This window comes from Mycobacterium paraffinicum, assembly GCF_025822865.1.
Lineage (GTDB): Bacteria > Actinomycetota > Actinomycetes > Mycobacteriales > Mycobacteriaceae > Mycobacterium > Mycobacterium paraffinicum.
In genome coordinates this window covers 142,123-165,100 of the sequence record NZ_JACKUR010000010.1, presented here as the reverse complement: position 1 = coordinate 165,100, position 22,978 = coordinate 142,123, and the positions used below count along the sequence as shown (strand labels likewise).

21 protein-coding genes and 1 pseudogene are annotated in these 22,978 nt (G+C 67.3%); 10 read left to right on the top strand and 12 right to left on the bottom strand.

The genetic code is table 11. The features are described from left to right. Nucleotides 1-15: 15 nt before the first annotated feature. Together H7J89_RS00895 and H7J89_RS00890 are read right to left on the bottom strand one after the other, a co-directional pair. Entirely contained in the window at nucleotides 16-690 is a 675-nt protein-coding gene (locus tag H7J89_RS00895) for a DUF2510 domain-containing protein (RefSeq protein WP_264035687.1), read from the bottom strand. Between the two features lie 85 nt (nucleotides 691-775). Continuing rightward, nucleotides 776-910, bottom strand: coding sequence for a hypothetical protein (locus H7J89_RS00890; RefSeq protein WP_264035686.1), 135 nt, complete (start codon nucleotides 908-910; stop codon nucleotides 776-778). Nucleotides 911-1,077: 167 nt separating this feature from the next. On the opposite strand from H7J89_RS00890, the gene H7J89_RS00885 reads away from it, so the two are divergent. The 4 genes from H7J89_RS00885 (at nucleotide 1,078) to H7J89_RS00870 (ending at nucleotide 3,686) form a co-directional block, all read left to right on the top strand. Beyond that, complete coding sequence (locus H7J89_RS00885) at nucleotides 1,078-1,362, top strand: hypothetical protein (RefSeq protein WP_231987318.1); 285 nt, start codon at nucleotides 1,078-1,080, stop codon at nucleotides 1,360-1,362. 47 nt (nucleotides 1,363-1,409) lie between these two features. Next, nucleotides 1,410-1,895, top strand: a complete 486-nt coding sequence (locus H7J89_RS00880) for a pyridoxamine 5'-phosphate oxidase family protein (RefSeq protein WP_264035685.1) — start codon at nucleotides 1,410-1,412, stop codon at nucleotides 1,893-1,895. 90 nt (nucleotides 1,896-1,985) lie between these two features. Further along, entirely contained in the window at nucleotides 1,986-2,750 is a 765-nt protein-coding gene (locus tag H7J89_RS00875) for a cutinase family protein (RefSeq protein ID WP_264035684.1), read from the top strand. Nucleotides 2,751-2,858: 108 nt separating this feature from the next. Then, entirely contained in the window at nucleotides 2,859-3,686 is an 828-nt protein-coding gene (locus H7J89_RS00870) for an isocitrate lyase/PEP mutase family protein (protein WP_264035683.1), read from the top strand. Between the two features lie 15 nt (nucleotides 3,687-3,701). Here the strand turns inward: H7J89_RS00870 and H7J89_RS00865 are convergent, their stop codons facing one another. The 7 genes from H7J89_RS00865 to H7J89_RS00835 form a co-directional block, all read right to left on the bottom strand. Then, the gene (locus H7J89_RS00865) at nucleotides 3,702-4,136 is read right to left on the bottom strand and encodes a DUF4383 domain-containing protein (protein ID WP_264035682.1); all 435 of its coding nucleotides are present in this window, start codon (nucleotides 4,134-4,136) and stop codon (nucleotides 3,702-3,704) included. A gap of 182 nt (nucleotides 4,137-4,318) precedes the next feature. Then, the gene (locus tag H7J89_RS00860) at nucleotides 4,319-4,897 is read right to left on the bottom strand and encodes a cyclic nucleotide-binding domain-containing protein (protein ID WP_264035681.1); all 579 of its coding nucleotides are present in this window, start codon (nucleotides 4,895-4,897) and stop codon (nucleotides 4,319-4,321) included. 144 nt (nucleotides 4,898-5,041) lie between these two features. Continuing rightward, the gene (locus H7J89_RS00855) at nucleotides 5,042-6,598 is read right to left on the bottom strand and encodes a succinic semialdehyde dehydrogenase (protein ID WP_264035680.1); all 1,557 of its coding nucleotides are present in this window, start codon (nucleotides 6,596-6,598) and stop codon (nucleotides 5,042-5,044) included. Nucleotides 6,599-6,847: 249 nt separating this feature from the next. Beyond that, nucleotides 6,848-7,315, bottom strand: a complete 468-nt coding sequence (locus tag H7J89_RS00850) for a GreA/GreB family elongation factor (protein WP_264035679.1) — start codon at nucleotides 7,313-7,315, stop codon at nucleotides 6,848-6,850. Beyond that, nucleotides 7,308-7,874: a GreA/GreB family elongation factor gene (locus H7J89_RS00845; RefSeq protein WP_264035678.1), complete on the bottom strand. Its 567-nt coding sequence runs from the start codon at nucleotides 7,872-7,874 to the stop codon at nucleotides 7,308-7,310. Before H7J89_RS00845 ends, H7J89_RS00850 begins: the two co-directional genes overlap by 8 nt. Before the next feature lie 426 nt (nucleotides 7,875-8,300). Next, entirely contained in the window at nucleotides 8,301-8,930 is a 630-nt protein-coding gene (locus tag H7J89_RS00840; protein WP_264035677.1) for an Rv1733c family protein, read from the bottom strand. 132 nt (nucleotides 8,931-9,062) lie between these two features. Next, the gene (locus tag H7J89_RS00835; protein WP_264035676.1) at nucleotides 9,063-10,580 is read right to left on the bottom strand and encodes a PucR family transcriptional regulator; all 1,518 of its coding nucleotides are present in this window, start codon (nucleotides 10,578-10,580) and stop codon (nucleotides 9,063-9,065) included. Nucleotides 10,581-10,691: 111 nt separating this feature from the next. Here H7J89_RS00835 and H7J89_RS00830 point away from each other — a divergent pair. Both H7J89_RS00830 and H7J89_RS00825 read left to right on the top strand, forming a co-directional pair. Next, nucleotides 10,692-11,811 (top strand): annotated as a pseudogene (locus H7J89_RS00830) (AMP-binding protein); the annotation flags it as partial. Nucleotides 11,812-11,834: 23 nt separating this feature from the next. Then, nucleotides 11,835-12,281, top strand: coding sequence for a hypothetical protein (locus tag H7J89_RS00825; RefSeq protein ID WP_264035675.1), 447 nt, complete (start codon nucleotides 11,835-11,837; stop codon nucleotides 12,279-12,281). Here H7J89_RS00825 and H7J89_RS00820 read toward each other — a convergent pair. Further along, a complete protein-coding gene (locus H7J89_RS00820; protein WP_264035674.1) occupies nucleotides 12,259-12,537 on the bottom strand; it encodes a DUF732 domain-containing protein in 279 nt (92 codons plus the stop codon). The genes H7J89_RS00825 and H7J89_RS00820 overlap by 23 nt on opposite strands. 545 nt (nucleotides 12,538-13,082) lie before the next feature. Between H7J89_RS00820 and H7J89_RS00815 the strand changes: the two genes are divergently transcribed. The 4 genes from H7J89_RS00815 to H7J89_RS00800 all read left to right on the top strand — a co-directional run bounded on the left by H7J89_RS00815 (nucleotide 13,083) and on the right by H7J89_RS00800 (nucleotide 20,543). Then, nucleotides 13,083-14,888, top strand: coding sequence for an N-acetylglutaminylglutamine amidotransferase (locus H7J89_RS00815; protein WP_264035673.1), 1,806 nt, complete (start codon nucleotides 13,083-13,085; stop codon nucleotides 14,886-14,888). Continuing rightward, nucleotides 14,885-16,678, top strand: a complete 1,794-nt coding sequence (gene ngg, locus H7J89_RS00810; RefSeq protein ID WP_264035672.1) for an N-acetylglutaminylglutamine synthetase — start codon at nucleotides 14,885-14,887, stop codon at nucleotides 16,676-16,678. Before H7J89_RS00815 ends, ngg begins: the two co-directional genes overlap by 4 nt. A gap of 55 nt (nucleotides 16,679-16,733) precedes the next feature. After that, entirely contained in the window at nucleotides 16,734-18,215 is a 1,482-nt protein-coding gene (locus H7J89_RS00805; RefSeq protein ID WP_264035671.1) for an MFS transporter, read from the top strand. 150 nt (nucleotides 18,216-18,365) lie between these two features. Continuing rightward, nucleotides 18,366-20,543, top strand: coding sequence for a glutamine synthetase III family protein (locus H7J89_RS00800; RefSeq protein ID WP_264035670.1), 2,178 nt, complete (start codon nucleotides 18,366-18,368; stop codon nucleotides 20,541-20,543). Between the two features lie 3 nt (nucleotides 20,544-20,546). Here the strand turns inward: H7J89_RS00800 and H7J89_RS00795 are convergent, their stop codons facing one another. Together H7J89_RS00795 and H7J89_RS00790 are read right to left on the bottom strand one after the other, a co-directional pair. After that, nucleotides 20,547-22,019 carry a serine/threonine-protein kinase gene (locus tag H7J89_RS00795; protein ID WP_276041579.1) on the bottom strand — a complete coding sequence of 491 codons (1,473 nt, stop codon included), beginning with the start codon at nucleotides 22,017-22,019 and terminating at the stop codon, nucleotides 20,547-20,549. A 132-nt stretch (nucleotides 22,020-22,151) separates the two neighbouring features. Next, nucleotides 22,152-22,976 carry a DUF1707 SHOCT-like domain-containing protein gene (locus H7J89_RS00790; protein WP_264035668.1) on the bottom strand — a complete coding sequence of 275 codons (825 nt, stop codon included), beginning with the start codon at nucleotides 22,974-22,976 and terminating at the stop codon, nucleotides 22,152-22,154. Nucleotides 22,977-22,978: the final 2 nt, after the last annotated feature.

Sequence of the window (22,978 nt, the reverse complement as noted above, 5' to 3'; positions counted from 1 at the left end):
TATCCGCCCAAGGGTCTACGGCTGAAAGGCCGGAAGGATATTGCCGGAATCGCGTATCTCCCAGATGCTGGCTTTGGTGATGCCGTCGAAGTTGATCTTGTTCAACGTTGCTCGCGAATACGTGAGGTCGATGGCGACCTGAGTCGAGGTGTTGCCGTACGGGTCGGTCATCGGGAAGGTGCCTTGCACGTTCACTGCCGAAGCGTCGGGATAGGTCGCTCTCGCGTATTTGAGGATGTCGATGGTGTCCGCCCGCGCACCGTCTTTGATCATCTGCTCGGTGTAGTTGTCACGAATGGCGAATCGGGCGTCGACCACGTCGCCGCCTTGGCCCGGAGCGGTGGTGAAGGTGACTCCGTCCGGCTTCTTGGGTCCGGTCGTCGTCGACGGCGCCGCCTCGGTCGGCGGTCCCGCTGTGGCCGAACTGCTCGGGGCCGATTGGACGTCCTTCTTCGGATCGAAAACCCAGGTCTTGCCGACGACGATGAGGAGGACAAGGAAGCCCAGCGCCGCGAGGGCCAGGGCCGCCTTCCCGGGAGTGTCTTTCTTCGGCGGTTCTGCAGCGAACGCCCACTCGCTGGTCCAGCTGGTGCCGTCGAAGTACCGTTGCAGCCCGTGGCCTACCCCCGCCGGATCGGGGTACCAGCCCGGCGCCGATTTGGGCGGGGGCGGCGCCTGTTCAAATGGCATCTATTCATTTTCGTCGTGAGTGAGGCTTCTCGGCTACCCGCCGCATCTGCCGCTCAAAACGGATCCCGTTCGGTGAGCTCGCCCTTCAGTCCTCGCGGTCCGGCTCGGTGAGCTCCGGTGCGTTCTCACGCGTCGCCATTCTACCCTCGCCCCCGTGATCCGCTGGACCGGGGCGCCCACCCTTGGGCTCGTCGTCGTCCTTCATCGAATGCCTGCCCATCGCAACCTCCTTCGTCGACCGAAGGACTACCCGCCGCGGCACGATCTGAAGACCCGAGGCCAGATGTGAACTCGAGATGGCCCAGGCGTGACGCTTCGGCGTGACGTCCGATATTCGACGCGCCGGTGTGGCCGGCCCAGGCTATGAATCTAGGAGTGAGCAACCATGTGAACCTGACCCAGCAGGAAAGCTCGTTGATCGGCGAGAGTCATCCCGAGGCTCTCAATCGCATGGACGAGAAGTCGCTGAAGGATTTGCAGAGCCGGCTCAGGCAAGCGCGCGACAAGAACTTCAGCCTGTTGCGGCGTCGGGGTGCGGCTCGGGTGGAGGCCGAAGGCGCCCGCGGCTCCGCCCAGCCCGCCAACGAAAAGCGCGGCGAGAAGGTGGAGATCTTCGACCAGGCACTGGCTCGGGTGGGCGAGCGCCTCGGCGCCATCGGTGAGCCCGAGTAGCGGCTGAGTGCCCCACCCGGGTCCTATCGGGTAGGACTGCGAGTGTGATGAACACCCACGAGTTGGCCCGCGAGCTCGGCCTCCCCGGGGCCCAGAAGCTGCTCTCCGGCTCCATGGCCCGCCTCGCCTACAACGGGCACGACGGCTTCCCGCGAGTCGTCCCGGTCGGGTTTCATTGGACCGGCGAACGCATCGTCGTCTCCACCGCTCCGACCGCCCCGAAAGCGCGAGCGCTTTCGGCACGTCCCCAAGTGGCCCTGACGATCGACACCGGCTCCACGCCGGAAGAGGCGAAGGCCCTCCTGGTACGCGGGCTCGCCACACTGCAAACCGTGGACGGCGTCACCGAGGAGTATCTCGCAGCGGCGCGGAGTTCCATGGATGAATCGCAACTCGCCGAGTTCGAACGCAACGTGCAGTCCACGTATAGGCAGATGGTGCGCATCTCGATCGAGCCGCAGTGGGCGCGGTTCTATGACTTTGGCGCCGGGCGGTTACCCACGTTCCTCGCGGACCTCGTCACGGATGGCTAGCCGGGCCGGGTGACTCACAATTGCCAAGTTGATGCGGGTCAGCGCTCGAAAATTCGTGGTTTAGAAACCACACGTGTTGGGCACACCGCCATGACCGCACGTCATGTACCACATTTCGTTGCTCCCGCGGTCCTCGCGATGGCGGGCGTCAGCGCTCCGGTCCTCGGTTCTGCCCTCCCGGTTGCCTTCGCCGATCCCTGTCCGGACGTGCAAGTGCTGTTCGCCCGCGGTACCGACGACCCGCCGGGTCTCGGCGCGACCGGGCAGGCCTTCATCGACTCCCTGCGCCCGCGCGTTGGCGCAAGATCGCTCGGCGTCTATCCGGTCAACTACCCCGCCACCCACGACTGGACGAACGCCGGCGAGGAAGGGATCAGAGACGCGGGCGCGCATGTCGTTTCGACGGCGCACGACTGCCCCAATACCAAGATGGTGCTCGGCGGGTATTCCCAAGGCGCCGCCGTGATGGGCTTCGTCACCTCGGCCGCCGTACCGGCTGGAATCGATCCGGCGGCTGTGCCCAAACCGTTGGACCCCGAGGTGGCCAACCACGTCTCTTCGGTCGTGCTCTTCGCACTGCCCAGCGATAAGGCGATGAACTTTTTCGGCGAGCCGCCGGTCGTCATCGGTCCGCTCTATCAGGCCAAGACCATCCAGGTATGCGCCCAGGGGGACCCGATCTGCTCCGATGGAATGAATTTCGCCGCACATGACACGTACTCGACCAACACGGCAATGATCGATCAGGGTGCGGCGTTTGCGGCCAGTCGTCTGGGTGGAGGTTCCGCCGGACCGGCCGGCGCGGTTCCTGGGGGGCCGACGACCGCCGCCGGGTTCCCGGGCGTTCCCGGTTAGTCGCGGCCCGGCCTCGACTGAATATCAAGGTGCAGAGGTTATTTCGCGTCTGGGGGTGGACCGGACGGCGGCGTGGCGAGTTCATTTGGGCGCGAGCATAATCGGGTGGTGGACTCACGCGGCGCCGTTGGAGCCCGTTTTCGCCGGCTACATCAACAGGGGTGTTTTCTCATCCCGAATCCGTGGGACGCCGGTTCGGCAATCGCGCTCGCAAAGCTCGGCTTCCCTGCACTGGCCACTACGAGCGCCGGACTGTGCTTCGCGCGGGGTCTGCCAGACACGGTGACCGCGCTCTCCGTCGACGAGGCACCGAACAACATCGCCGAAATAGTGGCTGCGGTCAGTGTGCCCGTCAATGCCGATTTCCAGGCCGGTTATGCCCGAGATGCGGGCGAGCTTGCGCGCAACGTGACGCGCTGCGTGGCCACCGGGGTAACCGGCCTCTCCGTCGAAGACGGCACCGGCATCGCCGGTACGCCGCTCTTCGAGCTGGCCGAGGCGACCGATCGGGTCCGCGCTGCGCGTTCGGCGATCGACGACTCGGGAGCCGACGTCATGCTGACCGGCCGCGCGGAATGCTTCCTCTACGGCCACCCCGACCCCCTCGCCGAGGCCATCAGGCGGCTGCAGGCTTACGCCGAGGCGGGTGCCGAGGTGCTCTTCGCTCCGGGGATCCGCACCAAAGAGGACATCGCCACTCTCGTTGACGCTGTGGCGCCATATCCGGTCAACGTTCTGGTGTCTTCCGACACGGGGCTGAAGGTGACGGACCTTGCGCAGCTAGGGGTGCGACGGATCAGCGTCGGCTCTGCTTTCAGTCGGGTCGCGTGGGGTGCGTTCCTGACCGCCGCGCGGAAGCTGATTGAGGGCGGGTCCTTCGAGGGACTAACCGGAGCCGCGAGCTTCGACGAGCTGAATTCGCTGTTCACCGAATAGTGTCCGGGCTGCGAGCTACCGCGCTTTCCGGAGATCGGCGAGCGAGTTTCTCAGTCCACCATCCAGGCGAATCTGCACGGCCGCCACGGCGACCATCACCCCCGCGGTCACCAGGTGCACCACCGCGTCGGTGACGTTGTTGGGGAAGGTGAAGACGTAGGCCACCTGATGTGAGAAGAAGGCCCAAATGCCCGGCAGCGCACCGGCTATCGCGGCGAGCAGCAGATATAGCACGGCCCAGGACTTGCGCAGCCCGAACACCAAACCCGGAGCGAATAGCGCTAGACCCGCGACGGCATGCCAGCCGTTGTAATCCATCCCGAGAAGTTGGACGGTCCGCGCGGTAGGGCCGGTCGCGAAGCTGGGATTGACGACGAGGCCGATCACCGCCTGAATGACATGAAATGCGCAGATGATCAGCAGCCCGATCTGGGCGAAACTCCACCTCACGTTGCACCCCCTTGTGCGCGGCGGGATACCCGGATACTACGCGCGGTAGTAGATCGCGGTCAACGGGGAAGGTGGACGGGCCGTTAGTACTGCCACAAAGTCGCCGAAATGCCAAGGGGCGAAACGAGGTTGAACTCCAGGAGGTCCAAATTTTCCTTAAGGCAATGACTGGACCGCAATGACTACGCCGTGCTGTTCCGTTCAATCCACTGGGTGAGCGCGTCCTCAAGCGCGGTCACGACGTCCACTCCGGCGCTGTTGGCGGTCTGCTCAAACCGCTCAACCAATTCGGTGCGGACTGAGGTGTCCAACCTCGTGCGCGGTGGTTTTGGCTTCGGCGGCAGCTCTACCGGCACGTGTCGCGCCACGGATGCGTCAATGATTTCGCGAAGTGCCGGTATCTCATCGAGCATTGTGGCGAGATCCGCGCGTTCGATACGCAAGACCTCGGCCGGCCCGATCGTCGTAACGGTCGCAGAACGCAGCTTCCCACGGTGGAGCGCCGATTCGCCGATCACCTCGCCCGGACCCAGCACGGCGACGCGGTCCCGGCCCATGTAAACGCCGACCTCCCCGCTGAGCAGGATGTAGCAGGAGTCCGACGGCGTCTGCTCGTGAATCAGCGGCAACGGGGCGGACGTCGAAGTGCGATGAGCCGCTCGGGCGAGACGCAGCAGGTCAGCATCGGAGAAGTTATCGAAGGTGGCGTATTGGCGTAACCGGCGAGCGTCTTCTTCATATTGCCTCGCGTCGGCCTTCATGGCGGACTCCTGACGTGCGATGTGACGCTACATCGAGGAGCGTAACGCGGATTTGCGGGACAGAGGGCAGAAGACCGCGACACATTTTAGGCGGCCCGCCGACAGAACCGGATGCGGTGGGTGTGAACGCGGTACCGGCCGTGGTCAGTTCCGCCCGGGAAGCCTCATCACCGCGCGCACGACGGGGACCAGCGACTTCTGCCACAGCGTTCCCGGAATGCCAAGCGGCGGATCGAGATTGAACACGCGCGCGGTCGCGATCGTCTGCGATTCGGTGTACTTCAGCAGCCCCTCGGCACCGTGTCGGCGGCCGACGCCGGACTGGCCCATCCCGCCCATCGGCGCACTGAGGCTGCCCCATGCGAACGCATAACCTTCGTTCACATTGACCGTTCCCGACCGCAACCGGGCGGCGATTTGCTCGCCCTCCGCGGAGGAGCCGGCCCACACGCTGGCGTTGAGCCCGTACTCGGTGGCGTTGGCCTTCTCGACGGCTTCATCCACGTCGGCGACGGGGTAGATCGACACGACCGGCCCGAACGTCTCGTTGGCCGCACACTCCATCTCCGGCGTGACGTCGGCCAGCACGGTGGGCTCGTAGAACAGCGGCCCGATGTCGGGCCGGGCCTTACCGCCTGCAATCACCTTGGCGCCCTTGGCTTTCGCATCGTCTACGTGGTCCGTCACGGTGTCCAGCTGACCCGCGGAGATCAAGCTCCCCATGTCGACCGAGAAGTCGTACGCGGTACCCAGCCTCATGTTCCGCACCGCGGCACCGAACTTGCCGACGAAGTCGTCGGCGATGTCCTTCTCGACGTAGATCCGCTCGATCGAGATGCACAACTGGCCGGCGTTCGAGAAGCACGCGCGGGTGGCCGCCTTAGCGGCCTTGTCGAGGTTGGCGCCCCGCGTGACGATCATCGCGTTCTTGCCCCCGAGTTCGGCCGAGAAGCCGATCAGCCGACGGCCCGCGTGTTCGGCGAGCTGCCTGCCGGTGGCGGTCGAGCCGGTGAACATCAAGTAGTCGCAGTTGTCGATGATTGCGGTGCCGACCACCGAGCCCGGCCCGGGCACGATCGCGTAGAGGGCTCGCGGCAGCCCTGCCTCGTACAAGAGCTCGGCACACGCCAGCGCGCAATACGGGGTCTGGCTGTCCGGCTTGAGCACCACCGCGTTACCCGCCAGCAGCGCCGGCACCGAGTCGGACGCCGTCAGCGTCATCGGGTAATTCCACGGCGAGATCACCCCGACCACGCCCTTGGGCTGGTAGACCACCGTGGTCTTGCCGATCGCCGGGAGCAGCGCCTGCACCTTGCGCGGCTTCAGTAGATCGGCGGCGACGCGCGCGTAGTAGTTCGCGTTCGCCATCAGATCGACGATCTCCTCCTGCGCCGCCCAGCGGGCCTTTCCGGCCTCGGCTTGCAGCAGGTCCATCAGGAACTCGCGGTTCTCGACGACCAGGTCGCGGTAGCGGCTGATCACATCGATGCGCTCGGAGACCGGGCGGTTCGCCCAGTCGGCCTGAGCCGCCCGCGCCTCGGCGAATGCCGCTTCGACGTCTTCGGCCGTGCCGACGGGGATCGTGGTCAGCGGCTTGCCGGTGAAGACCTCGTCGATGGTCTTGGTCTGGCGTGCAGCGGCGTCTTTGATCGCGGCGAGCTGGCGCAGGCGGTCGAAGACCTCGGCTGACGGTGCAGGCATGTCGCTTCCTCTCGCAGAAGTCCAGGACACCAGACTATCCGCCTGAGATTCCCCAATGTTCCCGTGCTCGCGCGCGAAGCAGTGGGGGCGAGGCGCCGTCACATTCGTCCATAAGCGACCGCCATCATGAGAAAGAGCACTGCCAGCAGAAGGAACATCATCGCCAACGGGTCGATTACTTCGAACAGCATGCCGGCACAATCGTTGTCGGGCTCAAAGTGCCAGGAACTGCAGGCTTCGCGGCCGGCATCAGTTCATGCCGGCGAGGTGGATGCCGTATGGCACCGCGTCCAGGAGCGTGACGGTGAGCCCGACGCCGCTGGGCGGCACGTACCGGCGCTGCTCACCGGGGCGCGCCCCGGTGATGGCCGCGCCGAGCGGCGAATTAACCGAGTACACCTCTACGTCGCTGTACTCGGCGCCGCGCGCGCCCAGCAGGAAGGTCTCGATGTCTCCGGTGTCGTCGTAGCGGACGGTCAAGACCATGCCGGGTTCGGCGACCCCGTCGTCGGGCGGACCCTCGCCGACGACGGCGTTGACCAACAGGTCATGGATCCGTTGAATCCGCAGCCGCCACGCGCGCTGGACAGCGGGCGCGCTCTCATCGGCGTCTTCGCCAAACGCGTTGCCGCCGCACAACTCCCGCAGGGTGGCCAGTTCCTGCTGGAGCCGCACGTAGGCCTGCGGCGTAAGCCACGCGGGCTGCACGCTAGTCATGTTGGTTCCCCTCTCCATCAATGGTGGTCAATGGCTGGCGGTCCGAGACGCCGTTCCCGCGCGTTTGACGGCCGCAATCGCTGCGGGCTTGCGCATCTCGTGGTGCAGCCCGGTACGGAACGGCCTTGAGCAGGGTCACGAGCCGCCCGGTGTCATGCGGAATCGCGTAGATGCGTTGCTCGCCGGGGCGAGCGCCGGCGATGCACCGGCCCAGCGGCGACGCCATCGAGTACACGTGGATGTCGGCGCCTTCGGCGCCCCGTCGGCCGAGCAGCAGCGTTTCTGTTTCACCGCTGGCGTCGTAGCGGATGGTCACCACCATGCCCGGGCCCGCGATCCGTTCGCGTGCGGGATCGTCACGCACTACGGCCGTGGCTAGCAGGTCCTCGATCTCGCGGATGCGCTTTCCCCGTGCCGCGGGGCGCGCGGCGCGGTGCCCGCCGTAATCCATGGCGTCGTCGGGGACTTCGATGCTGCGCCGGGAGCGCAGCACGGCGAGTTCGTCCTGCAGGCGGCGCCGGTGCTGCGGTGTGATAGAGACAGGTGCGCATCTGGTCATCACGTTATTTCCTTCACTGAGTAGGGATGTCGTCAGGGACGGGCCGGCGTGTGGCAGCCGTCCCTGACGACGCGGAGCCCGTGAGGGGCAAGCGTGCGTCGGAGTAATCGTGCGGGGCCCCGACGGGCGGTAAAGCCCGAAGGCGGCTCCCCGGTTGGACGCGGCAAGGAGCAGATGCGTTGTCCGCCAAAGCGATACGCTGTGTTCCGCCGCTCACCGCACACCTCCGCTTGTGGATTCCGAATTGGTAATTCCATGGTTGCCCGCGCGGGCGCCAAGGCGCTTGCCCGAAATGGACAACGCCGGCATACGCCGTTGTTCGGAGCCGACAACGCGATTTGCCGCGGAACCTGCGCCGAACAACCCCGGTACCCGCAGGGGCTGCTGCGGGTACCGAGTGCCCGATCGCTGGTGGCGGTCCTCAGCTCACCGTTGCCCGACGAAGCGGTCGAAGTCGCGCTGCCAGCGGGTATAACGGGCTCGGTCGAGGGCGTGTCGGGCGCCGGCGAACGACGCGGCTACCGCGAGGCTTACGGCACTCCAGATCGCGAAGGCGATGGTGACCGCCTCGGTGCGGGGCGACAAATTTGGCCGGGTCAGCGGCGAACCCTGAGCATCGACCCAGATCTCGACCTCGTCACCGACTTTGGCGGCGGGGGGTGCGGCGATGTCTCCAGTGCGCTCTGCCCCGGCGAAATCCCATCGGGCAGGCATCTGGACTGTCCGGCTGTCAAATTTCCTCGGGGAGTGGCTGTCCCCTACGACCGTCGCGGTCACCCGGCTGCGAGTTTGGACCTGCTCCGCGTAAATGGGGCTCCGGGAGTCATAGACCGCGGTGCCGACGGCAGCGGCGATCGGTACGTTGAACAGCGATACCGCGACGGCCAGCACCAGGACCAGCGCCTCGATCCGGTCGCTGGCCCGTAGCAGTGGGTTGCGACCGAACAGCCGAGAGAACAGCCTTCGCGGGAACGGCACGGTGAACGTCTCCAGCACGGCAGGGTCCTCGGCTCTACGCGGGCACGGCGGTAGATCATCGTGACGCGGGGTAGTCATCGGATGTCCTATCGAGGGATCGGGGAAGGCCTTAGGTTGGTCACCTCAATGGGGGCGCGCACAGGTGCCGCATGGCTTGCCGAAGTCCGATAATGGCGCCGCCGCTGGTTGTCGGATTACGACAGCGTCGACTCAATCGATATCGGTGGCCGCGAGTTCGATCATCATGGCCAGCCGCTTCCTGGCGTCATCCAGTGGGAGATTGGTGATTTCGGCCATCTTGCGGAGCCGGTAACGCACCGTGTTTTCGTGTACTCCTAGACGCTCACCGGCTTCGGTCGGGTCGCCCAGCGCCCCTAGCCACGCCCGCAGCGTGGCGAGGTAGTCGGTTCCGTGAGCGCGGTCGTGGCGTCCCAGCTCGGCCACGGGTCCACGAGTCGGAGACCGGCCGGCTCGCGCCGCGGTCCGTAACCGCTGGAGCAGGATGTCATCCCACGATTCGTCATAGGCGGGGGGCGCGGATCCGGGCGACGCCTCGTGTAACGCCAGGCATTCCTCGGCCTCCTGACGCGCAGCGGCCAGATCGGTCACGGCGGCCGGCCCGCTGACACCGGCCAACAAAGCCACCCCTTCGGGTAGGGCCGCTCCGAGGCCGGCGACCCAGTGACGCGCCACCGAGGCCTGCTCTCCGGGCAGCACGGTGTAGATGGTGTTGCCTGCCAAGGCGCTGCGACCGGGACGCGACCAGCCGAAGCCGGCGGTGGCGCGCTCGAAGGCCAACAGCAGGGCGGCGTCGCGTTTAGCGCCGACGGACGCCTGCAGCGCGATCACCCGCAAACCGCTCTGCGGCAGGCCGAGCTTGCTTGCCGCCGTGGCGGAGTCAGCGCTGCCTTCCAATAACCGGATCACGAGTTCGGATTCGACCTGACGCTCGAGGTCGGCGCTGGCCTGGGACCGCAGTAGGTGTAGGGCCACCGTCTGCGCGCCCTCGGCCAAGGCGTCCCTCCGTGCTTCCTCCAGCGGATCGGAGCAGGCTACCCACACCGACCCCATCAGTTCACGGCCGGAGCGCACCGCCGCGACCGTGCGCCCGGTCACGCCGGATTCCGCATCACCCTCGACGAACACGGGCTCGTCCGAGTTCGTCAGATGGGCGAATACGCCACGGGCATCGAACAGGGCGCGCAGCCGCTCCGGAGTCTGTCGGCCCAGGATGGTCTCGACCTGGGCCGGGTCGGCGTGTTGCTGGAGTCGTGAATACGCGAGCACGCGCAACAGCGCATCCTGAATGACAACGGCGTTGCCGACCGTGTCCGCCAGGCTGTCGGCCAGTGCGAACAGATCGGTCGGGCCTCGACCGGCCGCGGTTTCGCGTCCCTCCAGCACCAGCCCGTAGATGACGGCGGCGGTCTCGCTCCACGACAGCGTCTCGTCGACCAGCATCACCGCGCCGACCCCAGCGCCCTCGTTCGACGTCATCGGTTCGCCGTCGCCGCGCGCCAACACCAGGACTGCGTGCGCCGAGCTCGCCCAGCGGACCGCCTCGCTGACCGAAGCGGCGCCGATCGCCAGGAAGACATCACCGGTCACGGCGCGCTCGCCCTCGCGTAGGGCCACGCTGCGCAGTTCAGTGGACCTCGGCACCGACGACCAGGCCAGCCGGACCCCATAACCACCCAGCACGTTCACCAAGCGGTCCAAAGTGATCACGAGCGCTCCCAACCCGGCCGAGAAATGAGACGCAGATGCCTTTGTATCTTCCCGCGGTCAGGACTTGTTATTGTCGAATTTCCTCGCGCCCGATGCGGCCGGGCTCGGCGCGTGCACTCGTGCGTCGCGCGTCGGGCGCATCGTCTGCTTCATCTCAAGCGTGCCCGCCACGAGGAAATCGGCAACCGGGCGGCGCTGACCCGGCCGGTACCCACGCCGGTGTCGATTGCGGAGTTGTTCGCCGCGCAGGTCGCCCACCAGCCGGACGCCGTGGCGATCAGCTGGGGCCAGCTCTCGATGACGTACCGGGACCTGGACGAGGCGGCGAACCGGCTGGCGCACCTGTTGGTTCGCGGGCCCGGGACAGTCTGTGGCGCTGTTGTTCTCGCGTCCGGCGCAGGTCATCGTGGCGATCCTGGTGGTGCTCAAGACGGGGGCGGCCTACCTGCCGATCGATTCGGCCGCCCCGGGCGCGCGGATCAGATTCATGCTCGAGGATGCCGCGCCGATCGCCGCGGTCACCACCGCGGGATTGCGTTCTCGGCTGGACTGCAGCGACGTACGGGTCATCGACATCGAAGACCCGGAGATTGACGGCTATCCGCGCTCCGCGTTGCCCGCACCCGCGGCGGACGACATCGCCTACATCATCTATACCTCGGGGACCACCGACGTGCCCCCTCACGGCGGGCTCGGGGACGCCGCCGATCGGCTCGCCGGTGCCCGGCGCCGGCTTGTTCGTGCTCGATGGCTGGCTACGGCGGGTGCGCCCCGGAGTGGTCGGCGACTTGTACGTGGCCGGTACCGGGGTGGCCGCCGGGTATGTCGGGCGCGCCGGATTGACCGGGTCGCGGTTCGTGGCCTGCCCGTTCGGCGAGCCCGGGGCGCGCATCTACCGCGCCGGAGACCTGGTGCTCTGGGATGCCGACGGGCAGCTGGCGTACGTCGGCCGCGCCGACGAGCAGGTCAAGATCCGGGGCTACCCCATCGAATGGGCGAGGTCCAGGCCGCGCTCGCCCGATTGGACGGCGTGCAGCAGGCGGTGGTGATCGCCGGCGAGGACCGCCCGGGGGACAAGCGCCTGGTCGGCCACATCACCGGAACGGCCGATCCCGCCGAGGCGCGCACCGCGCTGGCCGGACGACTGCCGGGCTACATGGTTCCCGCGGCCGGCGTGGGACTCGACGCGCTGCCGCTGACATCCAACGGCAAGCTCGACACTCGCGCCCTTTCCTGCTCGACGCCCAACCCGCCATGAACGGCGGCGCCGCTCCGCCCGAGGACGCGCTGGGCGAACAACAGCTGCCGGAGGCCTCGCGCTCCAAGCGGCTTGTCGACCTGCTCGCCGGAAACCTTCGCAAAAACATCGACCGATACCGCGTTCACCGGCCCGCTGTTTTCGACGGCGACATCATCATCTTCTCCGCCATCGGGGGCGGGGGCGATCGCAGTGGGTTCCTGTCCCGGTCCTGGCGGCCGCATGTCTCAGGCGAGGTGCTCATGTACTCCATCGACTGCGCGCACGACGAGATGCTGACCCACGATTCGGTGGGTCTGTACGGACAGCGACTCAGGCATCTGCTGGTCCTCGCGGAACGCCGGCTCGAACTGGCCCACGGTGGTCAGCAAGCGGCGGCGGCGCGGGAAGACAAGGTGCCCGGAGCGCGCCGGGTGATCCTCAGGACACCGAAGTGCCGATAGCAGCTCGGTGTTGGGGGCAGTAGGACGCCACGGAAGCGCCGAGCAGATAGCCGGCTTCATGTGCCGACAGGTCTGTTGCCCGTACAACGTTCAGCACCAACGACGTTGGCGTCTTCCCCTTGTCGAGTCCGGCGCACATGTTATGTCCGGCGGCGATCGCGGCGCCGCGGTCGGTAAAGACAATTCCGTTGCGCTGAATCTCCGAAATGAACGAATCATCGTTTTGGTCGGCCGACGCCGGTGCCGCGAAAAGCACCGCCCCTCCGCAGAGCGCGACTATTGTCGACCAGTTCCCAAGGCGCGCAATTATTCGGGTCACGATGTTCCTCAATGTGGCATCTGGGCTCTACGCATTAACGGTGGCTGAACATTAGCCAGAGTCGACGCATCTTTCCCGCCGACGTCAACCGTGCCACCTCACACAAATCGGCCCACTTTGGTCAGGGAGTCCGGAGGCTCATGCCCTAGCGTGCCGAGCGGCCGCCGCCATGCGGGAGCCGAGAATTCCCGTGCTGCATAACTTTTCATTCGCAACCGCCGCCTGGCGCGATCCGGCCACAGGAGGGAGCGGCGAGGACGGACGTCGCGGCCGGACCGCGGGGCGGCTACCCGTGAGAGCAGAGCGCAACCAAGATTTAACCGTCGCGGGCATCGCCTGCGGGCAAACTCTGGCCTCGACCGATAACCCGCGCCGGTTTTGAGCAACTGCTGCCGTGCGTGAGCTGGTGCGAGCAGGCGCGCCGACGCATTTCACAGTGGCCGTACGGGTGCGCCGCAACCCCCTTCGGTATGGTTCAAGGAGTGTGCGGAGTCACCGGGGAGGTACGGCTCGACGGGCAGGTCCCCGATGTAGCGGCGGTGTCAGCAATGGCCGCCGTGATGGCGCGACGGGGCCCCGATGCCTCCGGCGCCTGGTCACAGGGCCGTGTCGCGCTCGGCCATCGTCGCCTCAAGATCATCGACCTGAGCGAGGCGGGCGCCCAGCCGATGGTCGACCCGGAACTGGGTCTGGCCATCGCCTTCAACGGCTGCATCTACAACTACAAAGAGCTGCGCCACGAACTCACCGGGCACGGCTACCGGTTCTTCTCGCACAGTGACACCGAAGTCCTGATCAAGGGCTACCACCACTGGGGCGACGACTTCGTCAGCCACCTGCATGGCATGTTCGCCTTCGCGATCGTCGAACGCGACAGCGGCCGGGTGCTGCTCGGTCGCGACCGGCTGGGGATCAAACCGCTCTACCTGACCGAGGACAGCCACCGGATCCGGTTCGCCTCGGCCCTGCCCGCGCTGTTGGCCGGCGGCGGCGTGGACACCCGCATCGACCCGATCGCGTTGCACCACTACATGACGTTTCACTCGGTGGTCCCCGCGCCGCTGACCATCCTGCGCGGCGTCCGCAAGGTGCCGCCCGCTTCCCTTGTTGCCATCGAGCCCGACGGCCGGCGCACCATCACCACGTACTGGACCCCCGACTTCACCCGGCACGGCGACCGCGCCGGCTGGTCGGAAACCGACTGGGAAGACGCGGTGCTGGACGCGCTTCGCGTCGCGGTCAAACGCCGGCTGGTCGCCGACGTGCCGGTCGGCTGCCTGTTGTCCGGCGGCGTCGACTCGAGCCTGATCGTCGGCCTGCTCGCGGAGGCGGGCCAGCACGGCCTGATGACCTTCTCCATCGGCTTCGAGTCGGCCGGTGGCGTCGAGGGCGACGAGTTCCGGTGGTCGGACATCATCGCCCGGCGCTTCGAAACCGACCACCATCAGATCCGCATCGAAACCGACCGGATGCTGCCCGCGCTCGACGGGGCGATCGGCGCCATGAGCGAGCCGATGGTCAGCCACGACTGTGTGGCCTTCTACCTGCTCAGCCAGGAAGTGGCGCGGCACGTGAAGGTCGTGCAGTCGGGCCAGGGCGCCGACGAGGTGTTCGCCGGCTACCACTGGTACCCGCCGATGGGCTCGCCGGCCGCCGCCTCGCTGGAGGGCTCGGTCGCCGAGTACCGCGGCGCCTTCTTCGACCGTGATTCGGCGGAAATGGCGGGCCTGCTCGGGCCGGGCATCATGGCCCCGGGTGACCCCAGTGAGTGCTTCGTCACCGAGCACTTCGCGCGCGCCGGCGCCGAGACGGGCGTCGATCGCGCGCTGCGGCTCGATACCACCGTGATGCTGGTGGACGACCCGGTGAAACGGGTCGACAACATGACCATGGCGTGGGGCCTGGAGGGCCGGGTGCCGTTCCTCGACCACGAGCTCGTCGAGCTGGCGGCGACCTGCCCGCCGGAACTGAAGATCGCCCACGAAGGCAAGGGCGTGCTCAAACAGGCTGCGCGACGGGTGATTCCGTCGGAGGTCATCGACCGGCCCAAGGGATACTTCCCGGTCCCCGCGCTGACCCACCTGGAAGGGCCCTACCTCGACATGGTGCGCGACGCGCTCTATGCGCCAGTTGCCAAGGAGCGCGGCCTGTTTCGCACGGAGGCGGTCGACGCCCTGCTGGCCGATCCCAACAGCAAGCTGACGCCCTTGCGCGGCAACGAACTCTGGCAGCTCGCCCTGCTCGAACTCTGGCTGCAGCGGCACGGCATCACGGGCCCGGTGGCATGACCGTGACCGATCCCCCCGGCGATCACACCGAGGCGATCACGATGGGCCTCCACGACGCCTCGCCGCCGGAGCTGGTGGAGGCGATGGCCAAGGACGTCGAGCTCGAATTGGGCTGGGGCCGGCTTATTTTCGGCCAGACCTTCGCCGACTCCCACGAGCTGGTCGAGGCGCTGCGCCGGGAGGGCCCCGGGCGTCGCGACATCTGCATCTACGCCCGCGAATCCCACGTGGTGGTCGCCGAAGCGCCGACCGAGCTCTTCATCGATCCCAGCCACACCTATCGCCTGCGCTTCACCGATGCCAACCCCGAAGACCTGTCGCCCGCGCCGCTCGGCGTCACCGTGCGCACGCTGAACGACCCGGTCGACGCCGACGCCATGAACCGCGTCTACGTGCGCTGCGGAATGGTCCCGGCCGGGGTCGACGTCATCTGGCACAACCACCTGAACGTGCCCGCGGTGACCTACCTGTTGGCGGTGCGCGACGAAGACGGCGCCGTGGTGGGCACCGTCACCGGCGTCGACCACGAGCTGCTGTTCTCCGACCCCGAGCAGGGGTCGAGCCTGTGGACGCTGGCCGTCGACCCGGCGGCCGGGCTCCCCGGGATCGGCGCCGCCCTCACGCGGGCGCTGGCGGAGCGCTTTCGCAACGCGGGCCGCGCCTACATGGACCTGTCGGTCGCGCACGACAACGCCGCCGCCATCGGCCTGTACGAGAAGCTGGGTTTCCGCCGCGTCCCCGTGCTGGCGATCAAACGCAAGAACGCCATCAACGAGCCTCTTTTCAGCCCGCCGCCCGAGACGATCGACGACCTCAACCCCTACGCCCGGATCATCGCCGACGAGGCGCTGCGCCGCGGCATCTGGGTGGAGGTGCTCGACGCCGAGACCGGCGAGATGCGCCTCACCCACGGCGGCCGCAGCGTCATCACCCGGGAATCGCTGTCCGAATACACCTCGGCGGTCGCCATGTGCCGCTGCGACGACAAACGGCTGACGCGCCGCCTGGTCTCCGAGGCGGGCATCACGGTGCCCCGCGCCCGGCTGGCCACCTTCGACGAAGGCGACTACAACTTCCTCACCGAGGTCGGGGAGGTCGTCGTCAAACCCACCCGCGGCGAACAGGGCAAGGGCATCACCGTCGGGGTGACCGCCGACAACGGCCCCGAGGAGCTCGCCGCCGCCCTGGCCCGCGCCCGGCAGCAATACCCGGACGTGCTGATCGAGCAGCGCGTGCTGGGCGACGACCTTCGGTTGGTGGTGATAGACGGCCGGGTGGTGGCCGCCGCGCTGCGGATGCCGCCCGAGATCATCGGCACCGGCGAGCACACCATTCGCGACCTGATCGCCGCCGAAAGCCGCCGCCGCTCCGCGGCCACCGGTGGCGAATCCCGCATCCCGCTCGACGACCTCACCGAGGCGACGGTCGCCGAGGCGGGCTGGTCGCTCGACGACGTGCTGCCCCAGGGCACCCGGCTGCGCGTCCGCCGCACCGCCAACCTGCATCAGGGCGGCACGATCCACGACGTCACCGCGGTGGTGAACCCGGAACTGTGCCGCGTCGCGGTGACGGCGGCCGAGGCGATCGGCATCCCCGTGACGGGCATCGACCTGCTGGTGCCCGACGTCACCGGCGCCGAGTACGCCTTCATCGAGGCCAACGAACGGCCGGGGCTGGCCAACCACGAACCACAGCCCACGGCCGCGGCGTTCATCGACTTCCTGTTCCCCGGGCACCCGGGCCAGCCGCAGGCCTGGACTCCGGAGGAGTCGCGCGCCGAACGCGGCTGAGGCTTGCCGCGCGCCTCGCTTGGGTAATTCTCCAATCACCTCAGATAGGAGCCAGATGAGCGGAAGCGCGCAAACCGGAACCATCACGACCCGCGTGCCGGCGCGGCTGGACAGGCTGCCGTGGTCTCGATTCCACTGGCGCGTCGTCATCGGTCTCGGCGGGGTGTGGATCCTCGACGGGCTCGAGGTCACGATGGTGGGCAACGTGTCCGCTCGCCTCACCGAAAAGGGCAGCGGCATCGACCTGAACGCGGCGCAGATCGGCCTGGCGGCCGCGTTCTACATCGCCGGCGCCTGCCTGGGTGCGCTGTTCTTCGGCCACCTGACGGACCGCTTCGGGCGCCGCAATCTGTTCATGCTGACCCTGGCGGTCTACCTGGTGGCCACGGTCGCGACCGCATTCGCTTTCGCCCCTTGGTATTTCTTCGCCGCGCGCTTCTTCACCGGCGCCGGCATCGGCGGCGAGTACGCCGCGATCAATTCGGCCATCGACGAGTTGATCCCCGCGCGCCTGCGCGGCCGCGTCGACCTGATCATCAACGGCACGTACTGGCTCGGCTCGGCCGCCGGAGCCGCCGGCGCGCTCGTCCTGCTCGACACCTCGAACTTCGCGCCCAATATCGGCTGGCGGCTCGCCTTCGGCGTCGGCGCCATCTTCGGCATCTTCGTCCTGCTCGTCCGGCGCAACGTCCCGGAGAGTCCGCGGTGGTTGTTCATCCATGGCCGCGACGAGGAGGCCGAGCGGGTCGTCGGCGAGATCGAGGAAGCGGTGCGGGAGGAAACCGGCGAGCCGCTGCCCGAGCCGCACGGGCGGGAGCTGAAAATCCGCCAGCGCGAGACGATTTCGTTCCGCGAAATCGCCCGGGTGGCGTTCAAGCTCTATCCGCAGCGCGCCATCCTGGGGCTGGCGCTGTTCACCGGGCAGGCGTTCCTCTACAACGGGGTGACGTTCAACCTGGGCACGCTGTTGAGCGGGTTCTACGGGGTGCCGTCCGGGAAGGTGCCGCTGTTCTTCATCCTCTGGGCGCTCAGCAATTTCGTCGGGCCGCTCGCGCTCGGTCACCTCTTCGACACCATCGGGCGCAAGCCGATGATCACGGCGACCTACATCGGGTCCGCGGTCGTCGCCGCCATCCTGGCGGTCCTGTTCGTGACCCAGACCGGCGGGGTCTGGGCGTTCATCGGCGTCCTCGCGGTCGCGTTCTTCCTCGCCTCCGCGGGCGCCAGCGCCGCCTACCTGACCGTCAGCGAGATCTTCCCGATGGAGACCAGGGCGCTGGCGATCGCGTTCTTCTACGCGGTGGGAACCGCGATCGGCGGCATCAGCGGCCCGTTGCTGTTCGGGCAGCTGATCAATTCCGGGGAACGCGGCCAGGTGGTGTGGTCGTTCTTGACGGGCGCCGCCGTCATGGCGATCGCGGGCCTGGTCGAATTGCGGCTCGGGATCGCGGCCGAACGCCGCCCGCTCGAAGAGCTGGCCCTGCCCCTGACGGTCGCCGACGCCGACGCCGAGCACCAAGACGGCGCGACCCCGTAGTCCGGCGGGTGCCGCGAATTCTGTTCGCAATCATTGCGGCGACGCCGTTGACGCGGGCGTAACAAGCTCGCCATCGAGAGTTCCTAGTGTGAGTCGGTCCACTTGTCCGTCGAGGACCAGTCGTGGATCCCCCCAGCGATAGGACTTCCATTGAGCGGTAACGCGGTACGCCTCCAGGCGATCAACAACGTTGAGGCATACATCCCTCCCGCCATCAGCTTCGTCGCGGGCGAACTGCCAGGTGCGATCTTCGGTTCCAACGTCTTCACCAAGGCGGAGATGCAGGCGCGGCTGCCCAAGGCGGTCTACAAGTCCGTGTTGGCGACCATCGACAAGGGCGCCAAGCTAGACCCGGCGGTCGCCGATGCGGTCGCGGTCGCCATGAAGGACTGGGCGCTGGAGAAGGGCGCCACCCACTACGCGCACGTCTTTTATCCGATGACCGGGCTGACCGCCGAAAAGCACGACAGCTTTCTTGAGCCCGTCTCCGATGGTCAGACACTCGCCGAGTTCGCCGGCAAGACGCTGATCCAAGGCGAGCCCGACGCGTCGAGTTTCCCTTCGGGCGGCCTCCGCAGCACCTTCGAGGCGCGCGGCTACACCGGTTGGGACGTGACCAGCCCGGCCTACGTGCTGGAAAACCCCAACGGCAATACGCTATGCATCCCAACGGTGTTCGTGTCGATGACCGGCGAGGCGCTCGACTACAAGACGCCGCTGCTGCGCAGCCAGCAGGCGATGGGCATTCACGCCGAACGCATCCTGACGCTGTTCGGCCACAAGGACCTGAACAAGGTGGTCTCCTTCTGCGGGCCGGAGCAGGAGTACTTCCTCGTCGACCGCCACTTCTTTCTGGCGCGGCCGGACCTGATCAACGCCGGACGCACCGTGTTCGGCGCCAAGCCGCCCAAGGGCCAGGAGTTCGACGACCACTACTTCGGCTCGGTGCCCGAGCGGGTGCTGGGCTTCATGATGGACACCGAACGGGAGTTATTCAAACTCGGCATTCCAGCGAAGACCCGGCACAACGAGGTCGCCCCCGGCCAGTTCGAGGTGGCACCGATGTTCGAGCGGGCCAACATCGCGTCCGATCACCAGCAGCTGCTGATGACGGTGTTCAAGTCGCTGGCCAAGAAGCACGGCATGGAATGCCTTTTCCACGAGAAGCCCTTCGCCGGGGTGAACGGCTCGGGTAAACACGTCAACTTCTCGGTGGGCAACGCGGAGTTGGGTTCGCTGCTGGTGCCCGGCGATACGCCGCACGAGAACGCCCAATTCCTGGTGTTCTGCGCCGCGGTGATCCGCGCCGTGCACAAGTTCGGCGGACTGCTGCGCGTCTCGGTCGCGTCGGCGACCAACGACCACCGGTTGGGCGCCAATGAGGCGCCGCCGGCGATCATTTCGATCTTCCTCGGTGAGCAGCTCGCCGACGTGTTCGAGCAGATCGCCAAGGGCGCGGCGACGTCCTCAAAGGGCAAGGGCACCATGATCATCGGTGTCGACACCCTGCCGCCGCTGCCGACGGATCCCGGCGACCGCAACCGGACCAGTCCGTTCGCGTTCACCGGTAACCGCTTTGAGTTCCGGGCGCCTGGCTCGGGGCAGACGGTCGCCGTCCCGATGATCGTCCTCAACACCATCATGGCCGACTCATTCGATTACATGGCAACCACTTTGGAGAAGGCCGTCGAGAACGGCGAGGACTTCGATGCGGCGGTGCAGAAGCTCCTCACCGAGATCATCACGGATCACGGTGCGGTTGTGTTCAACGGGGACGGCTATTCTGAGAACTGGCAGATCGAGGCGGCCGAGCGCGGATTGCCGAACCTGAAGACAACGCTGGACGCCATCCCGGAGTTGATCAAACCGGAATCGATCGAATTGTTCGAGAAGTTCGGGGTTTTCAACGAACGCGAGCTGCACAGCCGCTACGAAGTCCGCCTGGAACAGTACGCGCTGACCATCGGGGTCGAGGCCAAGCTTGCCCTCGAGATCGGGACGACGATCATCCTGCCGGCGGCGCTCCGATACCAGACCGAACTCGCCCAGAACGTCGCCATGTTGAGGGCCGCCGGGATGGAGCCGAGCATGGCCGCGCTGGAAGCGATTTCGGCTCCGCTCGCCGACCTGACCGCCGCGCTGAAAACGTTGACGACGGCACTGTCGGACCACTCGGCCGAGTCGGCGCTCGACGAGGCCGTGCACGCCCAGGAGGCACTGCTGCCGGCGATGGAAGCGGTGCGCGCGGCCGCCGACGCGTTGGAAGGCGTTGTGGCCGACGACTTGTGGCCATTGCCGACCTACCAGGAGATGCTCTACATCCTGTAGGGGTCAGCCGTAGGCGTCCCACCAGGTGTGTAGATCCTCAACGGTGGCCGGGTCCCCGGACACGTCGCTGAGCATCAGCTTCTCGTCGTTGGTCCAGATCACGTTCGGGTGGTTGTTGTAGGTGCCGCACGCGATCAGCCCGGCCATGTCGTTCGGGGTCTGGTCGTAATGCCAGCTGACCGGTGAGCGCCCCTCGCCGGGACAGTTCACCAGGCTGACGTTGGCGATGTCGTTCTCGAAGGCCCGCTTCAGCCGGTCGGGCGTCGCGAACAGCCCGTAGGTGGCGTGGCTGGGACCGCCGGGCTGGGTGTTCCGCCCGCATGTGACCATGGCGACCGCGTGCACCCAGATGCTGCCCGACTCCGGCGTCGCCGGCGTGCACGTGCCGGCCAGGTAGCCGGGTGGGAGCAGGCTGATCAGCCGGGCCTGGTCGTCGTTGGGGGCAGCGCTCGACGGGGGCGGGGTCTTCGCGACGGTCGCCTTGGCGTGCCGCTGGCCGGCGGGTTTCAGCATGAGCCAGAGCCCGACGGCGCAGACGGCGACGACGACCACCGCCGCGGCGGTCACGATCGGCCAGCGGTTGCGCTTAGCCGGAGTGCGCGGCCGCCCGGAATCCGTTGCAGGGGGGAGGATTTCGCTTTGGCGCAGGATCGTGTCCGCGCGCTCGCGCTCGGGACTGCTGAGCGCCCGGTTCGCGGCCTCGGCCAGTGCACCGGCGGTGGGGTAGCGCTCGATCGGGTTCTTGGCCATGCCGCCCGCGATCACGGCGTCGAAGGCGGGGCTCACCTCGGCGCCCTGCTCGCTGGGTTTGGGGATGGGCTGCATCATGTGCGCGCTGATCAGCATGCCGGTGCTGTCGGCGCGATACGGCGGGGTCGCGGTCAGGCATTCGTAGAGCACGCAGGCCAGCGCGTAGACGTCGGCGCGCGGCGTCACCTCTTCACTCGAAAACCGCTCGGGCGCCATGTATTTCAACGTGCCGACCGCGGTGCCCAGTTGGGTGAGCTTTTCCTCGGTCTTCGCGCTGGCGATCCCGAAGTCGACGAGATAAGCGAAGTCGTCGCTGGTGATCAGGATGTTCTGCGGTTTGACGTCACGGTGGGTCACCCCGGCCGCATGGGCGGCATCCAGGGCCGATGCGACCTGTTGGATGATCGCCACCGCCCGCGGTGCCGGCAATGGCCCGGCCCGTTCGAGCAGGCTGCCCAGGTCGATGCCCTCGATGAGCCGCATATCGAGATACAGCTGCCCGTCGATTTCGCCGTAGTCGTGTATCGGGACCACGTGGGGTTCCAACAGTCGGCCGGTGATCAGGGCTTCGCGCTCCATTCGCTTGCGGAACACCGGATCCTGGCTGAACGTGTGCGACATCAGCTTCAGCGCGACCGTCCACTGCTTGACGGTGTGTTCGGCTTCGTAGACCTCGCCCATCCCGCCGCGACCGAGCAGCCGCTTGAGCCGGTAGGGCCCGAACATCGTCCCCACCCGCGGGTCCTGCGCGCCGGTCACAGCTGACTCCCATCGAGACCGTGGCGGTAAGCGCCCACCGGCCTCACCGCACGAAACGTACAACATCGCCCCGGCACGTGTCGGCTGCGCGAGGCGGGATTATCGGGCCGGGGGAGCGATCTCCGTGACGGTGCCGTCGGCGGCCAGCACGATGGTGCCGCTGAGCGCGCCGTCGCTGGCATTGATCTGCAAATGCAGGCCGCCGTCCTTGCGCGACTCGATCGTCAGGAAGATCCGGTTGGCGTCGTAGATGTGCAGGGTTTGGGGCGCCTGCTGGACGACGCCGACGACCGCTTGCACGTCGAACTTGCTGAGATCACCGACCGCCAGGCGGGAGGCCACGGCCATTTTGGGCCCGACGCTCGCCCAATTCCCGTCTCGGAAGAGCCATGAGACCACCTTCTGGGGGTTGGCGGTGTCGGGACGCTCGATCACTGCCTGTTCTTGATAGATGCTGAGTTGGTAACCCAACGTGTCGCCGAACTGCGTCCGCATCTGGGCCAGCACTCCGCTCACCCCGCTCAGGGTCAGCAGCTGCGGCGGTGGCGCCGGCGTGCTCGTGGCCGGGGCCGCGGAGTTGGTGGGGGCCGCGGTGGGGGTGGACGGTGCCGTCGGGGCCGAAGGCGTGTCGCGCGGCAGTCCCCAGGCGAGGCCGGCGCCGAGCAGCACCAGCGCGCAGGCGACGGCGATCCAGGCCCCGCGTCGGCCGATTGGTGCCCGCGACGCCGGCGGTTGCTCCGAGGCGGGCCGGATCTGCAAGTCCGTCACCAGCGACCGCAGCTCGCGCAGCGTGGTCGCCCTGGTCGCGGCGGCTACCCGCTCGCGGTGCTCTTCCGTCGACAGCTGACCGTCACCGAGTGCGGCGTCGAGCACCTGGCAGATGGCGTTGCGGTCGTCGTCGCTCGCCCTGGTGTCATCGCTCATCG